Origin of the sequence: Streptomyces sp. NPDC058470 (assembly GCF_042721055.1) — a bacterium.
Classification (GTDB): Bacteria; Actinomycetota; Actinomycetes; order Streptomycetales; family Streptomycetaceae; genus Streptomyces.
On sequence record NZ_JBHXMF010000032.1, the window covers coordinates 39,607 to 63,736 of the forward strand.

21 protein-coding genes, 1 other RNA gene and 4 pseudogenes are annotated in these 24,130 nt (G+C 71.5%); 12 read left to right on the forward strand and 14 right to left on the reverse strand.

Translation table 11 applies throughout. The features are described 5' to 3' along the window. The first annotated feature begins 2 nt into the window (after window positions 1-2). Both nrfD and ACFWP7_RS23420 read left to right on the forward strand, forming a co-directional pair. Window positions 3-902, forward strand: coding sequence for an NrfD/PsrC family molybdoenzyme membrane anchor subunit (nrfD, locus tag ACFWP7_RS23415; RefSeq protein ID WP_384384068.1), 900 nt, complete (start codon window positions 3-5; stop codon window positions 900-902). A gap of 135 nt (window positions 903-1,037) precedes the next feature. After that, the gene (locus ACFWP7_RS23420; protein ID WP_384384071.1) at window positions 1,038-1,439 is read left to right on the forward strand and encodes an ANTAR domain-containing protein; all 402 of its coding nucleotides are present in this window, start codon (window positions 1,038-1,040) and stop codon (window positions 1,437-1,439) included. Window positions 1,440-1,758: 319 nt separating this feature from the next. Here the strand turns inward: ACFWP7_RS23420 and ACFWP7_RS23425 are convergent, their stop codons facing one another. Next, a complete protein-coding gene (locus tag ACFWP7_RS23425) occupies window positions 1,759-1,941 on the reverse strand; it encodes a hypothetical protein (protein ID WP_384384073.1) in 183 nt (60 codons plus the stop codon). Between ACFWP7_RS23425 and ACFWP7_RS23430 the strand changes: the two are divergent. Then, a pseudogene (locus ACFWP7_RS23430) lies at window positions 1,853-2,035 on the forward strand (NADH-quinone oxidoreductase subunit D); the annotation flags it as partial. The gene ACFWP7_RS23425 and the pseudogene ACFWP7_RS23430 sit on opposite strands and share 89 nt — an antisense overlap. A gap of 125 nt (window positions 2,036-2,160) precedes the next feature. Here ACFWP7_RS23430 and ACFWP7_RS23435 read toward each other — a convergent pair. The 5 genes and pseudogenes from ACFWP7_RS23435 to ACFWP7_RS23455 form a co-directional block, all read right to left on the reverse strand. Next, window positions 2,161-3,699, reverse strand: a complete 1,539-nt coding sequence (locus tag ACFWP7_RS23435) for a CHAD domain-containing protein (protein WP_384384076.1) — start codon at window positions 3,697-3,699, stop codon at window positions 2,161-2,163. 392 nt (window positions 3,700-4,091) lie between these two features. After that, an RNA gene (gene rnpB, locus ACFWP7_RS23440) (RNase P RNA component class A) lies at window positions 4,092-4,497 on the reverse strand. Between the two features lie 142 nt (window positions 4,498-4,639). After that, window positions 4,640-5,419: pseudogene (locus ACFWP7_RS23445) on the reverse strand (DMT family transporter); the annotation flags it as partial. Between the two features lie 84 nt (window positions 5,420-5,503). Next, window positions 5,504-6,325: an AraC family ligand binding domain-containing protein gene (locus tag ACFWP7_RS23450; protein ID WP_384384079.1), complete on the reverse strand. Its 822-nt coding sequence runs from the start codon at window positions 6,323-6,325 to the stop codon at window positions 5,504-5,506. Between the two features lie 79 nt (window positions 6,326-6,404). Further along, window positions 6,405-6,700, reverse strand: a pseudogene (locus ACFWP7_RS23455) (hypothetical protein); the annotation flags it as partial. 170 nt (window positions 6,701-6,870) lie between these two features. Here ACFWP7_RS23455 and ACFWP7_RS23460 point away from each other — a divergent pair. Next, a pseudogene (locus ACFWP7_RS23460) lies at window positions 6,871-7,116 on the forward strand (MerR family transcriptional regulator); the annotation flags it as partial. Window positions 7,117-7,316: 200 nt separating this feature from the next. On the opposite strand, the gene ACFWP7_RS23465 reads toward ACFWP7_RS23460, so the two are convergent. After that, on the reverse strand, window positions 7,317-8,747 hold the full coding sequence (locus ACFWP7_RS23465; RefSeq protein WP_384384081.1) for an RNB domain-containing ribonuclease: 1,431 nt from the start codon (window positions 8,745-8,747) through the stop codon (window positions 7,317-7,319). Window positions 8,748-8,846: 99 nt separating this feature from the next. Here ACFWP7_RS23465 and yaaA point away from each other — a divergent pair, with 99 nt between their 5' ends. Continuing rightward, window positions 8,847-9,647 (forward strand): peroxide stress protein YaaA, encoded by an 801-nt coding sequence (yaaA, locus tag ACFWP7_RS23470; RefSeq protein WP_384384083.1) that lies wholly within the window; start codon window positions 8,847-8,849, stop codon window positions 9,645-9,647. Between the two features lie 86 nt (window positions 9,648-9,733). After that, window positions 9,734-10,378 carry a bifunctional 4-hydroxy-2-oxoglutarate aldolase/2-dehydro-3-deoxy-phosphogluconate aldolase gene (gene eda / locus ACFWP7_RS23475; protein WP_384384086.1) on the forward strand — a complete coding sequence of 215 codons (645 nt, stop codon included), beginning with the start codon at window positions 9,734-9,736 and terminating at the stop codon, window positions 10,376-10,378. 13 nt (window positions 10,379-10,391) lie between these two features. Here eda and ACFWP7_RS23480 read toward each other — a convergent pair whose 3' ends face one another. The 3 genes from ACFWP7_RS23480 to ACFWP7_RS23490 are packed head-to-tail and all read right to left on the reverse strand — an operon-like array spanning window position 10,392 to window position 13,391. Continuing rightward, entirely contained in the window at window positions 10,392-11,762 is a 1,371-nt protein-coding gene (locus ACFWP7_RS23480; RefSeq protein WP_384384089.1) for a bifunctional RNase H/acid phosphatase, read from the reverse strand. A 37-nt stretch (window positions 11,763-11,799) separates the two neighbouring features. Further along, window positions 11,800-12,543 carry a zinc ribbon domain-containing protein gene (locus ACFWP7_RS23485; RefSeq protein WP_384384234.1) on the reverse strand — a complete coding sequence of 248 codons (744 nt, stop codon included), beginning with the start codon at window positions 12,541-12,543 and terminating at the stop codon, window positions 11,800-11,802. Then, on the reverse strand, window positions 12,540-13,391 hold the full coding sequence (locus tag ACFWP7_RS23490) for a Nif3-like dinuclear metal center hexameric protein (protein ID WP_384384092.1): 852 nt from the start codon (window positions 13,389-13,391) through the stop codon (window positions 12,540-12,542). The genes ACFWP7_RS23485 and ACFWP7_RS23490 overlap by 4 nt, the downstream gene beginning before the upstream one ends. 243 nt (window positions 13,392-13,634) lie before the next feature. Between ACFWP7_RS23490 and ACFWP7_RS23495 the strand changes: the two genes are divergently transcribed. Together ACFWP7_RS23495 and ACFWP7_RS23500 are read left to right on the forward strand one after the other, a co-directional pair. Further along, the gene (locus ACFWP7_RS23495) at window positions 13,635-14,930 is read left to right on the forward strand and encodes a hypothetical protein (protein WP_384384095.1); all 1,296 of its coding nucleotides are present in this window, start codon (window positions 13,635-13,637) and stop codon (window positions 14,928-14,930) included. A gap of 45 nt (window positions 14,931-14,975) precedes the next feature. Beyond that, window positions 14,976-15,128: a hypothetical protein gene (locus ACFWP7_RS23500; protein ID WP_384384098.1), complete on the forward strand. Its 153-nt coding sequence runs from the start codon at window positions 14,976-14,978 to the stop codon at window positions 15,126-15,128. A 96-nt stretch (window positions 15,129-15,224) separates the two neighbouring features. Here the strand turns inward: ACFWP7_RS23500 and ACFWP7_RS23505 are convergent, their stop codons facing one another. From ACFWP7_RS23505 to ACFWP7_RS23515, 3 genes are read right to left on the reverse strand one after another with little or no spacing between them, the layout of a single operon-like run. Further along, on the reverse strand, window positions 15,225-16,163 hold the full coding sequence (locus ACFWP7_RS23505; protein ID WP_384384101.1) for a 3-oxoacyl-ACP reductase: 939 nt from the start codon (window positions 16,161-16,163) through the stop codon (window positions 15,225-15,227). A gap of 38 nt (window positions 16,164-16,201) precedes the next feature. Then, a complete protein-coding gene (locus ACFWP7_RS23510; RefSeq protein ID WP_384384104.1) occupies window positions 16,202-17,278 on the reverse strand; it encodes a Zn-dependent alcohol dehydrogenase in 1,077 nt (358 codons plus the stop codon). Window positions 17,279-17,336: 58 nt separating this feature from the next. After that, complete coding sequence (locus ACFWP7_RS23515; RefSeq protein WP_384384107.1) at window positions 17,337-18,212, reverse strand: MaoC/PaaZ C-terminal domain-containing protein; 876 nt, start codon at window positions 18,210-18,212, stop codon at window positions 17,337-17,339. Window positions 18,213-18,623: 411 nt separating this feature from the next. On the opposite strand from ACFWP7_RS23515, the gene ACFWP7_RS23520 reads away from it, so the two are divergent. Continuing rightward, window positions 18,624-19,838, forward strand: a complete 1,215-nt coding sequence (locus ACFWP7_RS23520; protein WP_384384110.1) for a sensor histidine kinase — start codon at window positions 18,624-18,626, stop codon at window positions 19,836-19,838. On the opposite strand, the gene ACFWP7_RS23525 is transcribed toward ACFWP7_RS23520, so the two are convergent. Continuing rightward, on the reverse strand, window positions 19,822-20,787 hold the full coding sequence (locus ACFWP7_RS23525) for a zinc-binding alcohol dehydrogenase family protein (RefSeq protein WP_384384112.1): 966 nt from the start codon (window positions 20,785-20,787) through the stop codon (window positions 19,822-19,824). The two genes, ACFWP7_RS23520 and ACFWP7_RS23525, sit on opposite strands and share 17 nt — an antisense overlap. Window positions 20,788-20,969: 182 nt before the next feature. Here ACFWP7_RS23525 and ACFWP7_RS23530 point away from each other — a divergent pair, with 182 nt between their 5' ends. The 3 genes from ACFWP7_RS23530 to ACFWP7_RS23540 all read left to right on the forward strand — a co-directional run bounded on the left by ACFWP7_RS23530 (window position 20,970) and on the right by ACFWP7_RS23540 (window position 24,059). Next, window positions 20,970-21,482, forward strand: a complete 513-nt coding sequence (locus ACFWP7_RS23530; RefSeq protein WP_384384115.1) for a MarR family winged helix-turn-helix transcriptional regulator — start codon at window positions 20,970-20,972, stop codon at window positions 21,480-21,482. Between the two features lie 5 nt (window positions 21,483-21,487). After that, a complete protein-coding gene (locus ACFWP7_RS23535) occupies window positions 21,488-22,120 on the forward strand; it encodes a response regulator (RefSeq protein ID WP_384384236.1) in 633 nt (210 codons plus the stop codon). 199 nt (window positions 22,121-22,319) lie between these two features. Then, complete coding sequence (locus ACFWP7_RS23540) at window positions 22,320-24,059, forward strand: MFS transporter (protein ID WP_384384118.1); 1,740 nt, start codon at window positions 22,320-22,322, stop codon at window positions 24,057-24,059. Window positions 24,060-24,130: the final 71 nt, after the last annotated feature.

A 24,130-nucleotide genomic window follows, 5' to 3' on the forward strand; every position in this document is an offset into this window, starting at 1 on the left:
TCATGGTCCCTCACGCCGAGTTCGAGTCGTACTACGGCCGCCCGGTCATCAAGGCACCATCCTGGGCCGCCCGGGACATCGCCGGCTACTTCTTCCTGGGCGGGCTCGCCGGCGCGGGCTCCGTGCTCGCCGCGGGCGCCCAGCTCACGGGACGTACGACCACCGCCACGGCGATGAAGGTGTCCTCGCTCGCCGCGGTCTCACTGTCCGCCGCCGCACTCGTGCACGACCTCGGGGTACCGAGCCGGTTCCCGAACATGCTGCGGGTGCTCAAGCCCACCTCACCCATGAGCGTGGGCTCGTGGCTGCTCGCCTGCTACGGTCCGGCAGCCGGCGCGGCCGCCGTCAGCGCCCTCACCGGGCGGCTGCCCCGGGCCGGTGCGGCGGCGACCGCGACGGCGGCGCTGCTGGGCCCGGCGGTCGCCTCGTACACGGCCGTCCTGGCAGCGGACACCGCCGTACCGGCCTGGCACGGCGCGCACCGCGAACTCCCGTACGTCTTCGCCGCGTCCGCGACGGCGGCCGCGGCCGGAATGGCCCTGGTCCTCGGTCCCGTGACCGAGTCCGCACCGGCCCGCTGCGCCGCGGTGCTGGCCGCCGCGGCCGAGGCGACGGCGACCGGCGCGGCCGAGAGGCGGCTGGGAATGGTCGCCGAGACCTACCGCCAGGACCAGGCCGGAACCCTGCTGCGCGCCGCCCGGTTGCTCACCGCGGCCGGTGCCACGGGCGGCCTGCTGCTCGGCCGCCGCAGTCGGCCGGCTGCCGTGGCGAGCGGTCTTGCCCTCCTCGCGGGCTCGGCGTGCACCCGCTTCGGCATCTTCGCGGCGGGGGTGGCCTCGGCGGAGGACCCGAAATACACCGTGGTCCCCCAACGGGCCGACGACCCGCCCGACGAGGGCTGAGGCTTCCGGACCGTAGGAATGGTTATCTCGGCGGCCGCCAGTCCCATCGGCACTGGTGCGCCCCGGTAGCGACGACGTAGACGATGGACTCGACGGACAACGGCGCAGGGCCGGGATCCCGACCGCGGAGAACAGATGACTTCAGAGACGACTTCGGAGACGACTTCGGAGACGACTTCGGGAAACGACGAGCGACGCGGCGTCCCGACGCAATCCCCCGTGCCCGCGGAGGTCGTGGAGGAGATCTTCGAACTGCGGGAAGAGGTGGGCCAGTTGAAGGAGGCCGTCACCTCGCACGCCACGGTGGACCAGGCCATCGGCATGATGGTCGCCCTCGGCCGTGTCACACCGGACGAGGGGTGGGCCGTACTCCGTGAAGTCTCCCAGCGCACGAACGTCAAGCTGCGCAGCATCGCGGAACTGGTTCTCGTCTGGGGGCGGACGGGAGATCTCCCGTCCGACATCCGGGCGCCCTTGGAAGAGGCCCTCGACAGGTACGGGCCCACCCAGATTCCCGGAGCTCCGCCCCAACCGTGATCCGCGGGGGTTGTTTGAAGCAGGCCCAGCCCGGTAGTCCGAAGAAGGCGGCCAACTGTCCAACCGCTCCCGGGAGGGTTCGGCAGTGAGCTCGCCACCGGCCGCCCGGGGACCAGTCCCGCAGGGCGGCCGGCCTCGCCTCCCCGGCGCGGCTAGGTCCTGTCGTCACATTCCCGTCGCCGCCCGGAGGGCGGCCTCGCGGTGTCAGGTGCGTGTGCCGGGCGTGGACCCTCGTACTGGACGCACTCGGGTCTGCGCCCGGTGCGGCGAGAGGGCGTGCATGGCGTCGCGAGGCAGACGGGAACTTGACGACAGGACCCTAGGCCGCCTCGGCCAGTACGCGTTCGCGCAGGGTGGCGCAGGAGTCGCTGGCGTACTCCACCGTCGCCCACACGGGGCTCTTCCTCATCGGGATCGGCAGCCTCAGCCCCGAGGCCGACGACGGGGTCGCGCTGTACATCCTGGGCCACGCAGGCGTGAAGGCCGCCCTCTTCGCCTGCACCGGCGTCCTCCTCGACCGGTACGGCTCGGTGGACGAACACACCCTGCACGGGCGCGCCCACAAGCTGCGCGGAGTCGCCGTGCTCTACGTCGTCGGCGCACTGAGCCTCGCCGGCCTGCCGCCCCTCGGCATCGGGCTCGGGAAAGCCGTGATCGAGGAGACACTCAGCGGCCCGATGACCGCGCTGTTCGTCGCCGAGCCGTACGGCTCCGCCGCTCCTCAACGGTTGAGCGCCTTGCGCAGCCTGTGCCGCGACGCCTCGGCCCACACGGGCGGCAGCTCCCGTTCGCCCCGGTCGGCCGCGGCTTGCTCCTGTCCGTACAACAGGCCCCAGGTGAAGCTTGGTTCGCCGGCCGCGTGCGCCGCCACGGCCACCTTCCGCAGGGCGTCGCGGGCCACGACGCTGTCCTGGTGGTCGCCGAGCACCTGCTGGACGGCTTTGACACGCTTGCCCAGCCGCCTGGCGGGCTTGCCGAGTGAGTCGCGCGCCGGCTCAGTGGCGTACCGCGTCTTCTTGGCCGCCTTGCGGGCCTCGTGGAGAGCCGTGTCGCGTTCCGTTCCCGGCGGGAGATCCAGGGCGTGGGCCATGCGGTCGGCCAGCCGACCGTATTCCTTGAGGATGGCCTTCACCATGACCTTCCCCGGCCGCCGGGCGGCCTTGCCGCGCAGCGGGGGCCGTTCCGTCAGCGTTGCCAGACGGTTCAGAAGGGCCAGGTATCGGGGTGAGTCCAGGGCGTCGAGCGTGCGCAGGCGGGCCTTGGAGGTGTGGCCGGCGTCCCACACCCGCAGGCGCGCGGAGGCGGCCCCGAAGACCAGTTCCCGAGGCAACGCCTGGATCCTCGCGCCCAGTCGCTCCCGAAGGACCTCCTGGTCGCGTTCCGCGCCCAGTTCGTTGCCCAGCCACTTGAGTTCCTCGCGGACGGCGTCGGTGGCCTCCCGGTCCAGGACCGACCGGTAGGACCGCAACACGCTGCGCAGCCGACGGCAGGTGGTGCGCATCCTGTGCACGGCGTCGGGCAGGTCACGGCGGACCGCGGGATCCAGGTCCACCAGGGCGTGGATACGTTCGTCCACAGAGCGAAGGACCTCCTCACCGGCGGATCCGGGCGCTACCGCCTCGGCACGTTCGTCCGGCCCCCGGGGCACTCCTCCTGCTGTCTCCTCCAGGGCGCGAGCCAGCTTGGAGGAGCTGTGTGCGCGGCCGATGCCGTTCTCGCCCAGTGTCTTGTCCACGGCGTCCAGCAGTGCGGGGTCGGTGTCCGGTGCCAGTTCGACCTCCATCTCGGTCCACGCGGCCCGCATCCCCGTGGCGAGCAGGGACTCGGCACGGACCGAGTCGATGCTCAGCTCGGCGAGGGCCGTTCCGTCGGAGCCGACGAACTGCCGTACGCCACGAGTGGAACGGATCCGGACCACCGGCCGCAGCTCCGCACCACGGGTACGGGAGAGGGCCAGCTCCCGCAAGGTGTCCGGGATGGTTTCGGACAGCGGGGCCCGCACCTCTTCCCGGCTGTCACCGGACAGCGGCAGCTTGAGGTGCCAGCCCTCGTCACGCCCGCCCGTCCTTCGACGGAGGGTGGCCGACCTGCCGGCCAGCCGCAGGTCGTCGGTGTCGTAGTACACGGCGTCCAGATCCTCGGTGCCCTGATCCACCACGGACGCGATCCCGCCCATACCGGCGAGGTCGGGCAGCCATGCGGTGTCGTCGGCCGAGGGTGCTTCGTACTTCCGCTCTGTCTCTCGTTTCGACTCGGTCATGACGTGCGCGTACACATCTGAGCCCCGGGTAAACATGGGCGGTCCATTGTCGCGTCACACATGGCCCCCGGAGGGTGGACCGGGCTCCGGTGCCATGAGGTGCTGCCGCCCATGGGGTGCCGGCGAACCGGCCGGGTCCGACCCGCCTGTTTCCCCATCTCGTCACGACTCCGGCCCGACACGTTCGGGTATGTACCCAACCTCCGAACGCCTCTGCACCGTCGCTGCCACTTCGGCTCCCTCGCGTAGGGCGCGACTCCGCACCCCGCTCCAGTGCACAACGCGTGCACACTTCTAGGGAACTCCGGGGAACCCGTTGGTAGAAGCGCGAAGCCCCCAGACACGCGAAAGGGCCCCGACCGGCCCAAAAGACCAGTTCAGAGCCCTGCCGGCAGACGAGTCGGGCTGTACGCCGGGTTCTGTCGCCCGGTCGCCTCGCGGCGGCCGGGGAGACGGCCATCCATCTAGGGCCGGCGTTGCCGCCGGCCTCGTGCGGTCTACCCGCGGACTCGGGCGGGCAGCCCTCGAACGTCCGCGCAGAGTCGCTTTTTACGGCGGCTCCTTTTGACCTTGCTCCGGGTGGGGTTTACCTAGCCGCCTGAGTCGCCTCAGGCGCTGGTGGTCTCTTACACCACCGTTTCACCCTTACCGGGAACCGAAGTCCCTGGCGGTCTGTTTTCTGTGGCACTGTCCCGCGGGTCACCCCGGGTGGCCGTTAGCCATCACCCTGCCCTGTGGAGCCCGGACGTTCCTCGGGGAGGTCCACAAGGACCTCCACGCGGCCGTCCGCCCGGCTCGTCTGCCGTGTCGACCATGGTACCGGGCGGGTGACCCTCTTCGGTCCGGAGGCGGGTCCGGAGGCCGGTCCGGAGGACGCCGTGGCCAGGAAGGAGCCCGCCAGGATCAGGGCGAAGGACGCCGCGACCGTCGTGGTCAGGGACTCGTCCAGGAATGTCACCCCCGCCGCAACCGCTACCGCCGGGTTGACGTACGTGAAGACCATCGCCCGGGTCGCGCCCGCCTCGCGGATCAGTTCGAGGAAGACGACGAAAGCGAGGGCCGTGCAGATGACGCCCAGGCCCGCGAGGGAGGCCAGGACCGGCGAGGACGGGATCTCGGAAGGCCAGGTCAGTGCTGCCGCGGGGGCGTACACCAGGGCCGCGAGCAGCAGGCACGGGGCTATCAGCTGGAGCGTCGGGACCGGCTTGAGGTAGTGCGCGACGATCAGGGGCGCCGTCGCGTAGCCGAGGACCGTGACCAGCATCTCCGCGAGGGAGCGGGCGTCGCCGCCGGTGAGGTGCGGGACGGTCAGGACCGCGACGCCGGCCAGGCCCAGGCCGAGGCCGGTGATCCGCCGGGTGCCGAGCCGTTCCGTGTCGCCGAAGAAGCGGGCGAGGACGACTCCGACGATCGGTACGCCCGCGATCAGCAGGCCGGCCGTGGAGCTGGACAGGTGGCGCTCCGCGTCCGTCAGGGTCCACCACGGGCCGATGATCTCGATTACGGCGAAGGCCAGCATCGGGCGCCAGTGCGTCCGTACGACACGGACCAGGCCCCCTTGCCGTACGGCGAAGGGAAGCAGCAGCGCCGCGCCGAGCGCGCAGCGCGTGAAGACGACCATGGACGGGGAGACCCCGTCCACCGCCACTTTGATCATCAGGTAGGGGATGCCCCAGAGGACTCCCATCAGGGAGAAGAGAAGCCAGCCTCGTGCAGTCATGGGAGCAGTCTCGGCCGGGGCGACGGGCGGTGTCTTGAACGCTGTTGCGCGACCGATCACGTAGCTGCGCGAGCGGTCGTGAAGCTACGCCACCGGGAACACACTCATGCGGTACGCCGCCGGAGTCACCCCCAGCACCCGCCGGAACCAGCGCGTCAGATGTGCCTGGTCCGCGAAGCCCACCAGGCCGGCCACCTCGGCGGGGCGCCGCCCGGCCTCAAGTAGCCCGCGGGCCCGTTCCACCCGATGCTGGGCGAGCCAGGCGTACGGCGGCATCCCCATCGTCGTACGGAAGGCGCGCAGGAGCTGGTAGCGGGAGAGACCGAGGTCGGCGGCGAGGTCGGCGAGTGAGGGCGGGCTCTGCAGCTCGTCGGCGAGACGGTCGCGTACGGCATGGGCGATGTGGCCGGCCCCCGGGATCGTGTCGCACACCGGGCGGGCGGTGGAGTGGCGGCGGGCGAGGGCCGTGAGCAGCCACGGGATGCGGGACTCGGCCTCCAACGGGTCGGGGCAGAGGCTGAGTTCGGTGTGTGCGAGGCGCAGGGCCGCGGCCAGTTCGGGGTCGTCGAGGAGCGGTTCACGGAAGTGCGGCAGGGTCAGGGTGCCCTCGGCGAGGAGGGAGGCGTCCGGGTACATCGCGCGGTACGCGTAGCCCTCGCAGGCCGCGGGCCCACCGGTGTGCGCCTCACCGGGGGCGAGGACGACGATCGAGCCCGGTCCGGTACGGATCCGGCCGCCGCGGTAGTCGATGAGCTCGGCACCGTCGACACAGACCCCGACGGTGAACTCCGCGTGGGCGTGCGGGGCATACCGGTGCCGGTCGAAGCGAGCGGTCAGCAGATCGAGCGAACCCCCGTCCCGTCCGAGGGTCGCCCTGGTCCAGAGCGCCTGCTCACGTCCGCCCACCCCGTACTCCTCCGCCGCCTCGGCCCACTGTCAGAGGCGCAACGCTCGGGCGCTCCCCTTCCATACCGCGAGGGGCTCGGACGAAGTCTGTCGTGTCCAGCTCGAAGGCGAACGGTTCCGGGAGGGCGAGCGGCTTGCCGAAGGGGAGCATGCAGAGCTGCCGGTAGTCGTCCTGTTCAGGGTCGCTGAACAGCGTCACCGAGGAGGCCTCACGATCAGACTGATGCAGTCCTCATGGTCCCCGACCGGCGGCGGCGTCACAACGATCTGCCCCTCGATCGGTTCGGCCCGGAATCCCTCCGGGGTACCCAGGGCCGCAAAGCCCTCGATCAGGGCCTCCCCCTGCGTGAGCGATTCACGTGCCGTGGCAGTCATGTGACGACCCTCCCTCCGTCGCTCGCCGGACTGGGACATCAGGGGATCACTCGTCCAAGAGATCGTGAACTGTTCCTCCGATCGTGGCACCCCCGTCAGACCTCGTCCGCCCGGCGCGCGCCGTCGCTTGACCCTGCCGCAGCGTCAACGTTTCTACTGGGGGCAGGCGGATCGGAGAGCTCGCCACGCGTGCGGTGTCAGGACGCGGACCGTGCGGCACTATCACCACCTCGGGCTGCCGCCCGAGCCCGAGCGGCGTCCGAACGGGTACCGCGAATACGGGCTGCGGCACGCCGTCGCGCCGACCCGGATCCGGCGGCTGACCGAGTTGGGGCTCGGGCTCGCCGAGGTGCGGGACGTGCGCGCGGACGACGCGGGCCGCGAGATCGTCGAGGTGCTCGCGGAGCTGCAGGAGTGCGCGATGAAGACCTCGTACGGCCTGCTACGTCTCCTACGACTGCTGCGGCGGCTCCCTCGCACACGAGTTGCCGAGTTGCGGCTGCTCGCCAGCCTCGGGCGGCGAGTGGCCCTGTGCCCGCCCCACGAGGTGGGAGAGGGGCACGGTTTTCGGCTGCGTGTCTCCACGCGGACGACCCCGACGAACTGCTCCGGAGCCTCACGCGGGCGCGAACCGTACCTTCGCCGCTCCCGGGTCGGCCTGTGTGAGCCGCACCCGCAGCCGTTCCCCCAGCGGCAGCGGCGCGGGGCCGCCGACGAGGCGGGCGAACACCGCGGGCGACTCCAACTGCACGGTCCCGACGGTGGGTTCACGCTCCTGTACGTCCACCACGCAGCCCTCGAACACCTCGCCGATCCGGTCCTTGAGCAGCGCGGCCTCGACGATGTCGACGCACTCGCGCTCGACGGTGCCCTGGCGCCGGGTGCCGTCGGCCATCTCCTTGGGAAGTTCGCCGAGGGCGGCCAACACCCAGTCGGGGGGCGGTTGTTCGGCGATGGCCGCGAGGCAGATCTCGGAGGCGTAGCGGTCGGCGAGGCGGCGTAGCGGGGCGGTGCAGTGGGCGTAGGGCGCGGCGACGGCGGCGTGCGAGGTGACCTCCGGGAGGGCGCCGTCGCGGAAGACCGTGTAACCCGCGCCGCGCAGCAGCGTCGTGCACTCCTGGAGGAAGGCGGCGTGGTGCGGCCGGTGCGGGTCGAGGGAGCGGATGAGTTGCGCGTACGAGACGTGGTGCGGCCAGTCGATGTGCAGGGCCGTGGCGGTACGGCGGAGCCGGCCGACCGCGCCGTCGGGTGCGGCGGGGAGGGTGCGCAGGACACCGGTGCCGTGGACGAGCATGAGATCGGCCGCCGCCATCCCGGTGAGCAGGGAGATCTGCGCGTTCCAGCCGTCGGCGGGGAGCGGTGCGCGGTAGCCGAGTTCGTACATCCCGTCCTTCTCGACGATCTCCTGCTCGGGCACGTTGAGCGAGATGCCGCCGCGCTCCACCTCAAGGCCCTCGCGCAGCAGCCCGATGTCCTTCAGCAGGGCGAGCGGCTCCTCGGCCGTCCCGTCGTCGATCTGCTTCTGTACGTGCGCGTAGTCGAGTTTGGCGCGGCTGCGTACGAGGGCACGGCGTACGTCGGCCGTCTCGGTGCGGCCGTCCGCGTCGAGGTCGAGCGTCCACAGCACGGCCGGGCGGGTCTGGTCCGGGAGCAGGCTGGCGGCGCCCTCGGAGAGCTCGGCCGGGTGGAGGGGGACCTTCTCGTCCGGGAAGTACAGGGTCGTCACGCGGCGGTGGGCCTCGGCGTCCAGGGCGCCGCCGGGTGCGACGAACGCGGCGACGTCGGCGATGGCGTACCGGACGCGAAAGCCGCCCGGGCGGCGTGACAGGTGCATCGCCTGGTCGAGGTCCCTGGACGTCGGCGGGTCGATGGTGAAGAGCGGGATGTCCGTCGCGTCGTGGGCGGGGAGGCGAGGTGCCCGCGCGGCTTCTTCGAGCACGTCGGGCGGGAAGCTCTCGGGCACGTCGAGCTCGGTACGCAGTGCGCGCAGGGCGGCCCGCAAGGGGGCCTCGGCTGTGCCGGTGACACGGATGCGGCGGCGAGGCATGGGTCGAGCGTAGGCCGCGCCGCATCGGGCGGCACTCCGGATGCCGTCAGGTACCCCTTAGGCTTGCCCGGGCCGGATCCATCGTAGGGAGATACCACCGTGCTCGTGCTGTTGCCGCCCTCCGAAGGCAAGGCGTCCTCCGGGCGGGGAACCGCGCTGAAACTGGAGTCGCTGTCGCTTCCGGGGCTCAACGAGGCGCGTCAGGCGGTTCTCGACGAGCTGGTCGAGCTGTGCCTCGGCGACGAGGAGAAGGCCCGCGAGGTGCTCGGGCTGAGCGAGGGCCTGCGCGGCGAGGTCGCCAAGAACACGGAGCTGCGGACTGCGGGCGCGCGTCCGGCCGGGGAGATCTACACGGGGGTCCTGTACGACGCCCTGGACCTGGCCTCGCTCGACCCGGCGGCCAAGCGCCGCGCGGGCCGTTCGCTCCTCGTCCTCTCGGGTCTGTGGGGCGCGGTCCGGGTCACCGACCGGATCCCCTCGTACCGCTGCTCCATGGGTGTGAAGCTGCCCGCGCTGGGAGCGCTGGGCGCGTACTGGCGTACGCCGATGGCCACCTCGCTCCCCGAGGCGGCCGGCGACGGGCTCGTCCTCGATCTGCGGTCCGCCGCGTACGCGGCCGCCTGGAGGCCGAAGGGCGAGGTCGCCGCGCGGACGGCCACCGTACGGGTGCTGCACGCGCAGCTCGTGAACGGCGTCGAGAAGCGGTCCGTCGTCAGCCACTTCAACAAGGCGACCAAGGGAAAGATCGTGCGCAGCCTGCTCATGGCGGGCGCGGCTCCCAAGGGTCCGGCGGAGCTGGTGGAGGCGTTGCGGGATCTCGGGTACGCGGTGGAGGTCGAGGCACCGGGCAGGGCGGGCAGGCCGTGGGCGCTGGACGTGGTGGTGACGGAGGTCCACTGAGTCTCCGCAGCTACGTCAGCTACGTCATATTGCAGCATGTGCAATGACCTTTGCGCATGCTGCGCACCGCGGGCAGGATGAGCGGCATGACTTCGCCGCTGCCCTCATCTCCGCATGCCTCCGTGCTGGACCTCGCGCCGGTCGTCCCCGTCGTCGTGATCAAGGACGCCGCCGATGCCGTGCCGCTCGCGCGGGCGCTGGTCGCGGGCGGGCTGCCGGTGATCGAGGTGACGCTGCGGACACCGGCGGCGCTCGACGCGATCCGGGCGGTGGCGGCAGAGGTGCCGGACGCGGTGGTGGGGGCGGGGACCGTGCTCTCACCGGCACAGGTGGCTCAGTCCGTGGACGCCGGGGCGCGCTTTCTCGTCAGCCCCGGCTGGACGGACGTACTGCTCGCCGCCATGGAGGGGTCCGGGGTGCCGTTCCTGCCGGGGGTGTCCACGACGTCGGAGGTCGTGGCGCTGCTGGAGCGGGGGGTGCGTGACATGAAGTTCTTCCCGGCGCAGGCGGCGGGCGGTACGGCGTATCTCAGGTCGCTGGCGGGGCCGCTGCCGCAGGCTCGGTTCTGCCCTACGGGCGGTATAGGCCTCGCCTCCGCACCGGAGTACCTGGCCCTGCCCAACGTCGGCTGTGTGGGCGGGAGTTGGATGCTCCCCGAGGACGCGGTGGCGGCACGGGACTGGGGGCGGATCGAGTCCCTGGCGCGGGAAGCGGCGGCTCTGCGAGCTTGACGACAGCTCCTCCTCAGCGGAGGTGGGAGGTGTCGTTGAAGACGCGCAGGCTCGCGTTGCCGTCCGCGTAGTACGCCACCGCGGAGAGGGAGGCCGCGGACAGCTCCATCCGGAACAGGGACTCCGACGGGGCCCCGATCGCGAGGCGTACGAGGGTTTTGATCGGGGTGACGTGGGTGACGAGCAGGACGGTGCGGCCCTCGTACGCGGCGATGAGCTTGTCGCGGGTGAGGGCGATTCGGCGGGCGGTGGCCTCGAAGCTCTCGCCACCGCCGGTGGGTTCGACGTCCGGCGATGCGAGCCAGGCGTTGAGGTCGTCGGGGTAGCGCTCCCGTACCTCGCCGAACGTCAGACCCTCCCACGCGCCGAAGTCCGTCTCGCGCAGGCCTTCCTCGATGACCACGTCGAGCCCGAGGCGAGCGGCTACGGCCGCGGCGGTCTCGCGGGTGCGGGTGAGGGGGGACGCCACGATCGCCTGGATCGTGCCGCGTGCGGCGAGCGCCGTTGCGGCTCGCTCGGCCTGGTCCCGGCCGACTTCGGACAGGGCCGGGTCCGTGCCGCCGCTGCCGGAGAAGCGTTTCTGGGGGGTGAGGGGGGTCTCGCCGTGGCGAAGGAGTACGAAGGTGGCGGGGGCGCCGAGGTCCGGGGGTGCGCCCCAGCCGACGGACGGGGTCCCGGTGGCCAGGTTCCGCGCTGCCCGCACGTCGGATTCGGCCTTCGCGGATTCGCCGCCGGAAGTCTTCGCAGTGCGGGCCGTCGGGGGCTGGTCACGCGGTTCCCCGCGCCCCTGGCGGGGCGCTCCCGAACCCGGCGCAGCAGAGGGCGCCGCCGCTCCCCGCGTCGCTGCGATCGCCGCTCGTGCCTTCGCCGCGCCCGTAGCCGCGTCCCCCGGCGGACCCGACGGCTCAGGCGCAGCCGACCTCGCGGCCCTCGCGGCCAGCTCCGCCGTCGACATCGACGGCGACCACCGCTCGCCCCGCTTCCCCGCGTCCATCGCCTCGTTGGCGAGCCGGTCGGCGTGCTTGTTCTGCTCGCGCGGGATCCACTCGTACGTGACTTGGGACGGCGGGAGGATCCGGGCCGCCTCCGCCGCGAGGGGCTTCATGTCGGGGTGTTTGATCTTCCAGCGGCCCGACATCTGCTCGACGACGAGCTTGGAGTCCATGCGGACCCGGACCGAGGCGGCGGGGTCAAGTTCGCGGGCCGCCTTCAGGCCGGCGATCAACCCCCGGTACTCCGCGACGTTGTTGGTGGCCACGCCGATGTACTCGGCGGCCTCCGCGAGCGTTTCCCCGGTGGTCGCGTCGATGACCACGGAGCCGTAGCCCGCGGGTCCCGGGTTGCCCCGGGACCCGCCGTCGGCCTCGACGATGAACTCCCGCACCGCACAAGCTCCTTACTGGCCTACTGGTGCCTCAGGCCTACAGGCCGGACTCGGACGTGCGGATCAGGATGCGACGGCAGTTCTCGCAGCGGAGCACGGTGTCCGGGGAGGCCGCCTTCACTTCGTTGACCTCGGTGATGTTGAGCTCCAGGCGGCAGCCCTCGCAGCGGCGCTGGTAGAGCCGGGCCGCACCGACGCCGCCCTGCTGCTGGCGCAGCTTGTCGTAGAGCTTGAGGAGGTCGGCGGGGACGACGCCTGCGATGACCTCGCGCTCCTTGGTCGCCGTGGCCGCCTCGCTGTCGAGCGACTCGAAGGAGGCGTCCCGGCGCGCGGTCGCGTCGTCGATCTTCGACTGGACGGAGGAGACCCGCTCGGTCAGCTCGGCGGACCTCTCCTGCGCGGACTCGCGGCGCTCCATGATCTCCAGGACGACGTCTTCCAGGTCGCCCTGCCGCTTGGCGAGGGAGATGATCTCGCGCTGGAGGTTCTCCAGGTCCTTGGGTGAGGACACGGCGCCGGAGTCGAGGCGCTGCTGGTCGCGGACGGCGCGCTGGCGCACCTGGTCGACGTCCTGCTCCGCCTTGGTCTGCTCGCGGGCGCAGTCGCTGTCCTCGGTCTGCGCGGCGACGAGCAGGTCGCGCAGCTGAATGAGGTCCTTGTTCAGCGACTCGATCTCGGCGTGCTCGGGCAGCGACCTGCGCTTGTGCGCCAACTGCTGAAGGCGGGCGTCGAGGGACTGGACGTCGAGGAGTCGGATCTGGTCGGCGGGCGCGGCGTTCAGTTGGGGGCTCCTGATGTGTCGGTAGTCGAGGCCGCGTGGGCGGTCCAGGGGTCGGTGACCGTCTTGGAGACGTGGACCCGAAGTCCCCATCCCTTCCGGTCGGAGATCTCGTCGAGCTGGGCGGCGGCCAGCTCGCACCAGGGCCACTCGGTGGCCCAGTGCGCCGCGTCGAGCAGCGCGAGAGGACTGTGGGCGCGGGCCTCGCTCACCGGGTGGTGGCGCAGGTCCGCGGTGAGGAAGGCGTCCACGCCGGCGGCGCGTACGTCCTCGAAGAGGCTGTCGCCGGAGCCGCCGCTGACCGCGACGGTACGCACCAGCGCCTCGGGGTCGCCCGCGACGCGGATGCCCTGCGCGGTGGCGGGCAGCCGCTCGGCGGCGCGCGCGGCGAACTCGCGGACGGTCACCGGGTGGTCCAGCTCACAGACGCGGCCGAGGCCCCGCCGGCCGTCCGGGTCGGTCGGATCCGGCACAAGGGGGCGTACGACCCGGAGGTCGAGCGCGCCCGCGAGGGCGTCCGAGACTCCCGGATCGGCGCGGTCGGCGTTCGTGTGGGCGACGTGCAGCGCGATGTCATTCTTGATGAGGGTGTGCACGACGCGGCCCTTGAAGGTGTCGGCCGCGACCGTCGTCGTACCGCGAAGGTAGAGCGGGTGGTGGGTGACCAGCAGGCCGGCGCCCAGCTTCAGGGCCTCTTCGACGACGTCCTGGACGGGGTCGACGGCGAACAGGACGCGCGTGACCTCCTGGTCGGGATCGCCGCAGACCGTACCGACCGCGTCCCATCCCTCGGCCCGCTCGGGAGGCCAGAGGGCGTCGAGCGCGGCGATGACTTCAGACAGACGGGGCACGAAGAAAGGCTACCTGGCTCAGGCCGGTCCCCCACCGGCCGCGGGCCACTCCGCCGGGACCCCCGCGACGGACGCGTCGCGGTCACCCCGCTCCCGCCACCCGCCGCCCGTCCCGTTCAGCACATCCGCCCCCGTTTCCTCAGGCGAATCTCGACATAGCCATCCTTATGTGTGAAGCGTCCGCCCACCGGTCCCACGCCCGTGCGTACGAAAACTAGCTTCGTGGCCGGAGGTGACCGAACGATGACGGCCTGTGCCACCGAACCCGGGAACGAGGCGGCTGAGAACGAGCGGGCCGCCCGCCCTGCCTGCGTGATCACCGCGGACGGAACGTACGCGGCACGCCTCACCCTCGACGGCGAGTCCTGGTATCCGGAGCGCTGGACTCTGGACGGCCCCGAGCCGTACGCCGTACCCCTACCGTCCCATCAGCCGGAGGAGCCCGGCACCGAGGTGCTGCCGCTGACCGACGGACGGGTGCTGATCCACCGTGAGACGGACCGGCGGCACGCGTTCTCGCTGCTCTACCCGACCGGGCCCGGCACCGGTGAGCTGCCGCTCGGCGCGGTGGAGTGTCCGGACGAGGGGACCCTGCTGCGGCTGCTGCCGCCCGCGCCGGACGGCGGTCACGCATACGCCCTCGCCGTGGGACGGGGGTCCACGGCGGTGTGGCAGGTGGCGGGCGGCGCCTTCGGGCCCGAGCATCTGGCCGAGGTGCCGGGCCGCTGCTCGGGCGGGGTGTGGCTGGACACCACGGGGCGTCTGCTGGCCCTGGACCGCTTGCAGGACGGCCACACCAAGACGGTCGTCGTGGACCTGGAGCGCGGCGGCGAGGTGTCCCCGCTGCTCCAGATCGCCGAGAACAGCAACGACCGGCTGCTCCTCGCGGATCCGGACAGCGGACTGCTCCTCATCCGCTCGGACGCCCCCTCCCCGGGCCACGACCGGCTCGGCTGGGGTGTCCTCGGCAGCACGCTGCCGGTCCGCTTCCCGGAGAGCCTCCACCTGGCCCACTGCGCGGTGACCCCGTTCGCGATCCAGCCCGGCCAGGTGCTGATGCCGGAGAACTGCGCGGTCGCCCTGCGCATCGACGGCCCGACCGGCACCTGGGTGGGCCTGTGGCGCCCCGCCGGACGACAGGTCCACCATCTCCCCGCCCCCGAGGGATGGTTGACGGGAGCGGGCCTGTGGAGCGGCGAAGGGGTGCTCCAACTCCCTTACGCGACAGGGTCGGTGGCGTACGGAGTCGCGAGGGTGAAGGCGCCTGCGGAGGAGCAGGAGGAGGAACAGGAGAAGGCCACTCCGGCTCCCCCGGAGCGGACCACCACCCCCCGCCCGATCCCTCTCCAGCAGGCGCCTCTGAACGGACGGAAGGTCTCATCCCGTCTGGGGGCGCCCCCTCTGGGGAAGTTCGAGGACGAGGCCGTCCAGGCCGAATGGGGGTCTGGGGGCGCAGCCCCCCGGGACGGGAAGGGCAGGGGCGGCGGGGGCGAGAAAAACCCGGCCCCCGCCGAAGCGCCCGCCCTGACCGCCGGTTAGAATCCCCCGGCACAAGAAGGATCTTGTCTACGGGGTGAACACAAGATGAGCGAAACCGGCACGATGGAATGGCCGACCACTGACACCCAGACCGAGGGCCACGGAAAGCACCGCGGCCCGGTGGTCTCCGGCGGGGACGCGGACGCGACCCCGCAGGGCCGCCACCGCAAGCCGTCCGACCAGGGCAACCAGGCCTGACGACAGCTCGCAGTCAGAACCGGCAACACCACGGCCCCGCCCGCTGCAGAGCGAGCGGGGCCGCTCCGTGCACCGGAGCCCTCCCCGCAAGCAGAGCTATCCGCGCCTGAGCCCCAACACCTCCGCCGCCGCGAACGTCTCCCCCGTCGGCCGCTCCGCGTAGTGCGGGCTGAGCAGCGCGTCCAGTTCGTCGTACGTGAAGGTGTCCTGCTCGCTGTCGAACTTGGCGGCCACCCGCGGGCGTTCGACGATCGCGACCATGCCTCCGTGCACGACGAGAAGCTGACCGTTGACGTGCGCTGCGGCGGGCGAGGCCAAGTAGCCGACGAGCGGGGCGACATGCTCGGGAGCGAGCGGATCCAGGCCGTCCGCGGGCTCCGCGACGCCGGCGAACACGTCCTGGGTCATACGGGTCCGGGCCCGCGGACAGATCGCGTTCGCGGTGACGCCGTACTTCGCGAGAGCCAGTGCCGTGGAGGTGGTCAGCCCGACGATTCCACCTTTGGCCGCCGCATAGTTGGGCTGTCCCGCCGAGCCGGCGAGGAACGCCTCCGACGAGGTGTTCACGATCCGCCCGTACACCGGCCCGCCCGCCGCCTTGGACCGCTCCCGCCAGTGCGCGGAAGCGAAGTGGGTGGTGTTGAAGTGGCCCTTCAGGTGCACCCTGATGACCGAGTCCCACTCGTCCTCCGACATCGAGAAGACCATCCGGTCGCGCAGGATGCCCGCGTTGTTGACCAGGATGTCGAGCTTCCCGAACTCGGCGACCGCCAACTCGACCAGGGCGCGCGCCTGTTCGTGGTCGGCGACGTCACCGGTGTGGGCGACGGCCCGGCCGCCCGCGCCGCGGATCTCGGCGGCGACCTCCTCGGCGGGGGTGGCCGACGCCTCACCGGAACCGTCCCGTCCGGGCCGGCCGTAGTCGTTGACGACGACGGTCGCGCCGAGACGGCCGAGTTCGAGCGCCTCGGCACGTCCGAGCCCGCGCCCCGCGCCGGTGACGACCGCGGCCAGCCCCTCAAGTGGCAGTGACATCAAGGTCCTTAGAGCTCGCGAAGAAGCTGTGGTCGGGGTCAGATCTCGATGCACGTACGCAGCGCCGTGCCCGTCCGCATCTGGTCCAGCGCCTCGTTGATCTCGGTGAGCGGCACCCGGTGGGTGATCAGGCCCTCCAGGTCGATGCGGCCCGCGCGCCACAGGGCGACGGTCCGCTCGTAGGAACGCAGGACGTCTCCGCCGCCGTACATCGAGGGCAGGATCCGCTTCTCGTCGAAGAACAGCTCGAACATGTTGAGCTGGAGGAAATCGTCCATGGCGCCCGCGCCGACGATGACGAGGGTGCCGCCGCGCCGGGTGTTCTCGTACGCGGTGCGGGCGGTGGCGGAGCGGCCGACGACCTCGAAGACGTAGTCGAAGCCCTCGCCGGCGGTGATCCGCTGTTTGGCGTCCGGGAGTTCGTCCGGGGAGACGGCCTGGGTGGCGCCGAACGTCAGCGCGGCCTCGCGGCGGGAGGCGACCGGGTCGACGGCGACGATCTCGGCGGCGCCCTTGAGCCGTGCGCCCTGGATGGCGGAGATGCCGACGCCGCCGCAGCCGATGACGGCGACCGACGAACCGGCTTCCACGTCCGCGGTGTTGAGGGCGGCGCCGAGTCCGGTGGTGACCCCGCAGCCGATGAGGGCGGCGATGTCGAAGGGCACGTCGTCGGGGATCGGTACTGCGCATCCGGCGTCGACGACGACCTCCTCGGCGAAGGTGCCGGTGCCCGCGAAGCCGAAGACATCACCGCCGGGGCGCCTGAAGTTGGGGGTGCCCGCGTTCATGAACCCGGCCAGACACAGTTCGGTCTGGCCGCGCTTGCAGGCGGGACAGATACCGCAGGCCGGCAGCCAGCAGACGACGACACGGTCGCCGGGTTTGACGTTCGTGACGCCCTCGCCGACCTCGACGACCTCGCCGGCGCCCTCGTGCCCGGGCACGAACGGCGCGGGCTGCGGCAGTACGCCGCTCATCGCCGACAGGTCCGAGTGGCACAGCCCCGTGGCCCGTACCCGGATCCTCACCCGGCCAGGACCGAAGCCCACCGCCTCGATGTCGTCGAGGACTTCCAGCTTGTCCTGGCCTATCTCGTGCTGTACGGCTGCGCGCATGGTGCGGCTCCCCTCGGGAAGGACGTCGGGAAGGACGTCACGGAGGTACGTACGAAAGTCAGGCGTGCTCAACGATCGTGTCGGCGAGGACCGGAGCGTCGTCCCGCTCCGCCGCGGCCACCGCCACCTGGATCCCGCCGGGACGCCGCCACATCCGGATACGCAGGGTCTCGCCGGGATATACGACACCGGCGAAGCGGGTCGTGTACGAGCGGACGCGGGCCACGTCTCCGCCGAGCAGCGTGTCGACGACCGCCTTGAGCGTCATCCCGTACGTGCACAGCCCGTGCAGGATCGGCCGGTCGAACCCGGCGACCTTGGCGAACTCGGGGTCGGCGTGCAGCGGGTTCCAGTCACCGGAGAGCCGGTAGAGCAGGGCCTGGTCCTCACGGACCGGGCGCTCAACTTCCTTGTCCGGCGGCCCCGTTGGTGCTTCGAGGCGGGTGGCGGGTCCCCGGTCGCCGCCCCAGCCGCCTTCGCCCCGTACGAAGATCTGGGCGTCGTTCGTCCACAACGGGCCCTCGGTGTCGGTGACTTCGGTGCGCATGACGAGGATCGCGGCCTTGCCCTTGTCGTACACCGCGGCGATCCGCGAGGTGGCCGTCGCCCTGCCCTCGACCGGGATCGGGCGGTGCAGCGTCAGGCTCTGGCCGCCGTGCAGGACGCGGGCGAGGTCGACCTCGACGCCGGGCATGGAGAGACCGCCGATCACACCCGGGCGGCCCGCACCGGCGACGGTCGCGAAGCTCGGCAGGACGTGCAGCCTGGACTCCAGGGTGTAGCGCAGCTCGTCCGGGTCGGTCGCGGGGTTCTCCCGGTCGGGATTCGCGCCCGCGCCGAGGCCCAGGTGGTAGAGCTGGACGTCCTTGTGACCCCAGGCGATCTCTCCGGACCGGGGTTCGGCGGCGAGGGCCTTGGCAGCGTCAATGGGCATGGGGCTCCTGGTCGCTCGTGATCGCCCGCAAGTCGGTCGTCATCGTTTGCCATCGCTCGCGATCGCCGGCAATCGGTCGTCGTTCTCGTGCTCGGTCGTCGTTTTTTCGTGATCGGCCGTCGCTCTCGTGCTCGCCAGTAGAAAACCTCGGTACGGCCGTCCGCACCGTCGGCCGCACCGAGGTCGACACTGGGCCACGGAACCCGCCACATCTAGAACGCGTTCCAGTCCGGCGACCCCTTGTATAGCCCAGCACCGGGTAGTTGTGAAGGCTCCTGACACCATGTCAGATCGGGGCGGGATCGAGGAGTCATGACATTTGTCCCGCCCAACTCCTTACAAACGCATCTCCCGGTCGGGGCCCCCTGTCCGTAGCGTCGTACCCATCGCATTCGACGAGGGGGAGACGCGATGGCCGGGACGAAGAAGAGGAACTGTCGCATCACCGCGCTCGGGAAGTCCGGGGAGTCGCGGCCCGACGACGTGGGCCACCCGCCCAGCGGCTTCGCGCTGCTGCCCTGGCTGCTGATGGGCATGGGCTCGTTCTCCAACCTCGTCCAGGGCAGGACACCGAACCCCCTGATCGCCGGTCTGGGTCTGCTCGCCTTCAACTCCCTCTACATCTACGTCGTGTTCCGCGCCTTCGCGAAGGAGACGCGGGAGGCCCGCTCCACCCGGGTGGCGCTCGCCCTGATGGCACTGCTGACCTCTGGCCTCACCATCGGGTACGGCGACACGTGGCTGTGGTTCTTCCCGCTGCTGGGCCTGGCCGTGGGCGCGGTGGTCAGGGGCAAACCCCTCGGCCGGATCGCGCTCGGCCTGAGCGTCCTCGCGGGGACCATCGCCTGGTTCCACGAGGGCTGGGCCGCGGTCAACATCGCCTACGGCACCTTCCTGTCCACAGCGGTGACCGCCGCGATCCTGTCCCTCTCCGACGCGGTACGTGAACTGCGCGCGGCCCGCGAGGAGCTGGCGCGCCGCGCGGTCGAGAAGGAGCGGCTGCGCTTCTCGCGCGACCTGCACGACCTGCTCGGCCACACGCTCTCGGTGATCGTGGTGAAGGCGGAGGCGGCCCGCCGTCTGGCCCACCGCGACGTGAGCGCGGCCCTTGTCCAGGTGACGGACATCGAGTCGGTCGGCCGCCAGGCCCTCACGGAGATCCGTGAGGCGGTCACCGGCTACCGCGAGGGCAGCCTCGACACGGAACTGGACGGCGCCCGCTCCGCGCTCTCCGCGGCCGGAGTCGAGCCGGCCGTCCGCCGGTCGGGCATACCTCTCGCGCCCCAGACCGAGGTCCTCCTGGGCTGGGTGGTCCGCGAGGCCGTCACCAACGTCGTACGGCACAGCGGCGCCACACAGTGCGACATCACCGTCGACAGCACCTCCGAACGGGTCCGCCTGACCGTCACCGACGACGGCACCACCCCTGCCACCACACAGGAGCCGGGTACCGGTACCGGCATCAAGGGCCTCACGGAGCGCCTCGCGGCGGCGGGCGGCTCACTGGAGGCGGGGCAGGGTTCGCGCGGCGGGTTCACGGTGTCGGCCGAACTTCCGGTGGAGCCGGTGGACCCGCTGGGCCTGAGGGATCCGGGAGAACCGCAGCTGGTCAGTCACCGGGGGTGAGCACGATGCGCCGACCGGGCGCCGTGGGGGTGTTCCATACCTGCTCGACCTCGGACAGGGGCACGGCGAGGGGGTCGACCGCCAGGGTTCCGGAGGCGATCTCCGCGACGAGGGCGGGCAGTTCGGCGAGGATTCCGGCGGTGCTGACCGAGCCCTGGCCGCTGCCCATGATCTGGAGGTTCGCCGCGCGCAGCAGGGAGGAGGGCAGGGTGATGTCCGCGCCGGCCATGGAGCCGATCTGGATCCAGGCCAGCGGCTTGGCACGGTCGGAGCGGGCGGCGAGCAGGGCGGGCATGGCGTGTTCGGCGGTCGGGCCCCACAGGTAGTCGATCACCACGTCCGCGTCACCCGCGCTCCGGCCGAGCCGGTCGGCGACCTTCTCGGGGTCGTCCAGCAGCGAGACGGTCTCGTCGGCGCCCAGGCCGGGCAGCAGGTCCAGGCGCTCGGCGTCGCGGCCGGCGCCCACGACATGGGCGGCGCCGAGATGCTTGGCGATCCGGACGGCGAGTTGTCCGGCGTTGCCGGTCGCGCCCAGGACCAGGACGCGGGCGCCGGGCTTGAGCGTGACGCGGCTGCGGAGGGCGACCCAGGAGGACATGGCGGGGTTCATCGCGGCGGCCACCGCGACCGGATCGGTGCCGGCCGGCAGGGTGATGGCGCGGCGGCGGTCGACGACGGCCTGCTCCGCCATGGTGCCCAGGCCGGTGTCGTCGCCGACGAAGTAGAGCAGTTCGCCCTGCGCCGTACGGCCGACCGCGTCGACGCCGGGTACCAGCGGCAGGACACCGCCGGAGGTGTAGTGGGTGCCGTCGGCATCGGAGCGCACCCGGGGGTGGAGACCGGCGGCCAGCACGTCCACCAGGATCTCGTGCTCCCCGGCGGGCCGGGGTGTGTCGATGATGTCGAAGCGGGGCGGGGTGTCGAAGGAACGGACGACGGCTGCGTGCATGACTGGCCTCCTGGGGCGGGTGGGCACCCGGATGATGTGCGGCGCATGGTTTGCGGCGCGTGATGTGCGGCGCACGGTTCGTGGCGCGTACTACTTGCGTCTCGACGGACGCGATAGTTTGCGTCACGTACCAATTCGAAGGTAGTTTGTGCCACGTACCAAGTCAAGCGGAGGCGGCGACAATGACCCCAAGTTCCCCCAGTTCCCCCAGTTCCCCCGGCCCCACCTCGGACCCGGCGGGCGACCCGGCCGCCCGGGGAGGCGCTGAACCGCAGAACGCCGTCGACGCCCTGGTCCAGCTGTCGTTCCTGGTCCAGGGCGTCCTGATCCGTATCGCCTCCGACCACGACCTCTCCCTGATCCAGGTCCGCCTTCTCGGCATCCTGCGCGACCGCACGCCCGGCATGCTCGAACTCGCCCGTCACCTGGGTCTGGACAAGTCCTCCATGACCGGCCTGGTCACCCGCGCCGAGAAACGCGGCCTGGTCCAGCGCCTGCCCTCCCCCGACGACGGCCGCGCCGTCCTGGTCGGCCTCACCCCGCAAGGCCGTCAGCTCACCGAGACATGCACCGCTGAGGCCGAGCAGCAGATCACCGCCCTGACCGCGTCCCTGACCGGCGCCGAACACACGCAGATCCTCGCCCTGGCCGCGAAGCTCCTGCACAGGCCCCCGGCCCATACTCTGACCCCGTGAACGAGATGCCCCGGGACCACCGGCCCGCCAAGTCCATTCGCGTCCTGCTCGCCGAGGACCAGGGGATGATGCGGGGCGCGCTCGCTCTGCTGCTGGGCATGGAGGCGGACATCGAGGTGGTGTCGCAGGTGTCGGCGGGCGACGCGATCGTGGACGCGGCGTTGACGTACCGGCCCGATGTGGCGCTGCTGGACATCGAGTTGCCGGGGATGAGCGGGCTGGACGCGGCGGCCGAACTGCGGGACCAGGTGCCGGACTGCCGGGTACTGATCCTCACGACCTTCGGGCGCCCCGGGTACCTGCGGCGGGCCATGGAGGCGGGGGCGGCGGGGTTCCTCGTCAAGGACGGGCCCGTGGAGGAACTCGCCCAGTCGATTCGCCGGGTGCTGACCGGCGAGAGCGTCATCGATCCGGCGCTCGCCGCGGTCGCACTGAGCGCCGGGCCCAATCCGCTCACCGCCCGCGAGTGCGACGTACTGAACGCCTCGGTGGACGGCGCCACCGTCGCCGACATCGCGGCCAAGCTCCACCTCTCCGAGTCGACCGTCCGCAACTACCTCTCCTCCGCCATCGGCAAGACGAGCACGCGCAACCGCATGGAGGCGATGCGGGAGGCACGGCAGCAGGGCTGGCTGTAGCCACCGACCGGGCGGCCGAGCCCCGCCCGTGCGACATGGGCCCCTCTGACGCCAGGTCAGATCTTCATGCGTAGGTCAAGAATTCGTTAGCGCGCCGAAGTATCGGAATAGTTGCCCGGGCACACCGGGTTCACCTTGCACGTATCCCGCACGGATCGCTCACCCCCTTTCTTCTCTTCCGGCCTGGAGGCCTCACGTAATGACGCACACGACGACCGAACAGCCCACCCGGAGGCCGAGCGGCGCGATCGTGCCGGTGCTGGCCTTCGCGGGCATCGTTGTCGCGGTGATGCAGACCCTGCTGGTGCCGGTCATCAAGGACCTGCCGGAGCTGCTCGGCACCTCGCCCAGCAACGCCACCTGGGTGCTGACCGCGACCCTGCTCGCGGGAGCCGTGGCCACGCCGATCATGGGCCGCCTCGGTGACCTGTACGGCAAGCGGCGCATGCTGCTCCTGAGCCTGTCCGTGATGGTCGTGGGCTCCCTGATCGCCGGATTCACCAGCCAGCTCATTGTGATGATCGTCGGCCGTTCCCTCCAGGGCTTCGCCATGGGTGCCATCCCGCTGGGCATCGGCCTGATGCGTGACATGCTGCCCCGCGAGAAGCTCGGCAAGGCGATGGCCCTGATGAGCTCCTCGATCGGTGTCGGCGGCGGACTCGCGCTGCCGCTCGCGGCCCTGGTCGCGCAGCACGCCGACTGGCACGCGCTCTTCTTCCTCTCCGCGGGCCTGGGCGTCCTCTCCATCGGCCTCACCCTCGTCGCCGTACCGGAGTCCCCGATGCGCGCGAAGGGCACCTTCGACGTCCTCGGCGCGATAGGGCTCTCCGCGGGCCTCATCCTCTTCCTGCTGCCGATCACCAAGGGCAGCGACTGGGGCTGGACCTCGGTCACCACACTCGGTCTGTTCGCCGCAGCGGCCGTCGTCCTCCTCCTGTGGGGAGTGATGGAGCTGCGCGTGAAGGCCCCGCTGGTCGACCTGCGCACCACCGCCCGCCGCGCGGTGCTCTTCACCAACCTCGCCTCGATCATGGTCGGTGTCGCCTTCTACGCCGTCTCGCTCGTCCTGCCGCAACTGCTCCAGCTCCCGAAGTCCACCGGCTACGGCCTCGGCCAGTCGATGGTCGTCGCGGGCCTGTGCGTGGCGCCACTCGGCCTGACGATGATGTTCACGGCGCCGGTGTACGCCAGGATCTCCGCCAAGTACGGCCCCAAGGTCACCCTGATCCTCGGCATGCTGATCATCGCGATCGGCTACGGCGCGGGCCTCGGCCTGATGAGCGCCGCCTGGCAGACCATCGTCATCGCGGTGGTCCTGGGCGCCGGTATCGGCCTCGCGTACTCCTCGCTCCCCGCGCTGATCGTCGGTGCCGTCCCCGCCTCGGAGACCGGCGCGGCGAACGGCCTCAACACCCTGATGCGATCGATCGGTACGTCGGTGTCGAGCGCCGTCATCGGCATGGTGCTCGCGAACACGGCCACCGACGTCGGCGGCGTCGCCGTCCCCACCATGCACGGCTTCCGGGTCTCCTTCATGATCGCCACGGGCGCGGTGGCCGTCGGCCTGGTGATGGCCCTCTTCCTGCCTCGCGGGCGCCGGTCGACCGCACCGCAACTGCGGGCCAGCAGCGAGGAGGACGCCGCCCTTGAGCGGGCCCAGGAGCTTCTCGGCGGCTTCCGCGGCCGCGTCCTCGACGCCGGCGGTACCCCCGTCGCCCGCGCCAAGGTCACCCTCATCGACCGGCGCGGCCAGCAGGCCGGTGCCACGCTCTCCGCCGAGGACGGCAGCTACGTGCTCGCCGTACCCGCCGAGGGCCCGTACGTCCTGGCCGCCAGGGCCACCGGCCACGGCCCGCTCGCCTCTTCGGCGACACACGCCGGGGACGACCGTACGGTCGACGTGGACCTGGCACTGCCGGGGAAGACCGTTCGGGCCTGACCTGTCATCGTGTGCACCCCCGTCGCCCAGGCGACGGGGGTGCTGGTGCACCATGGAGCGCCCACACACAC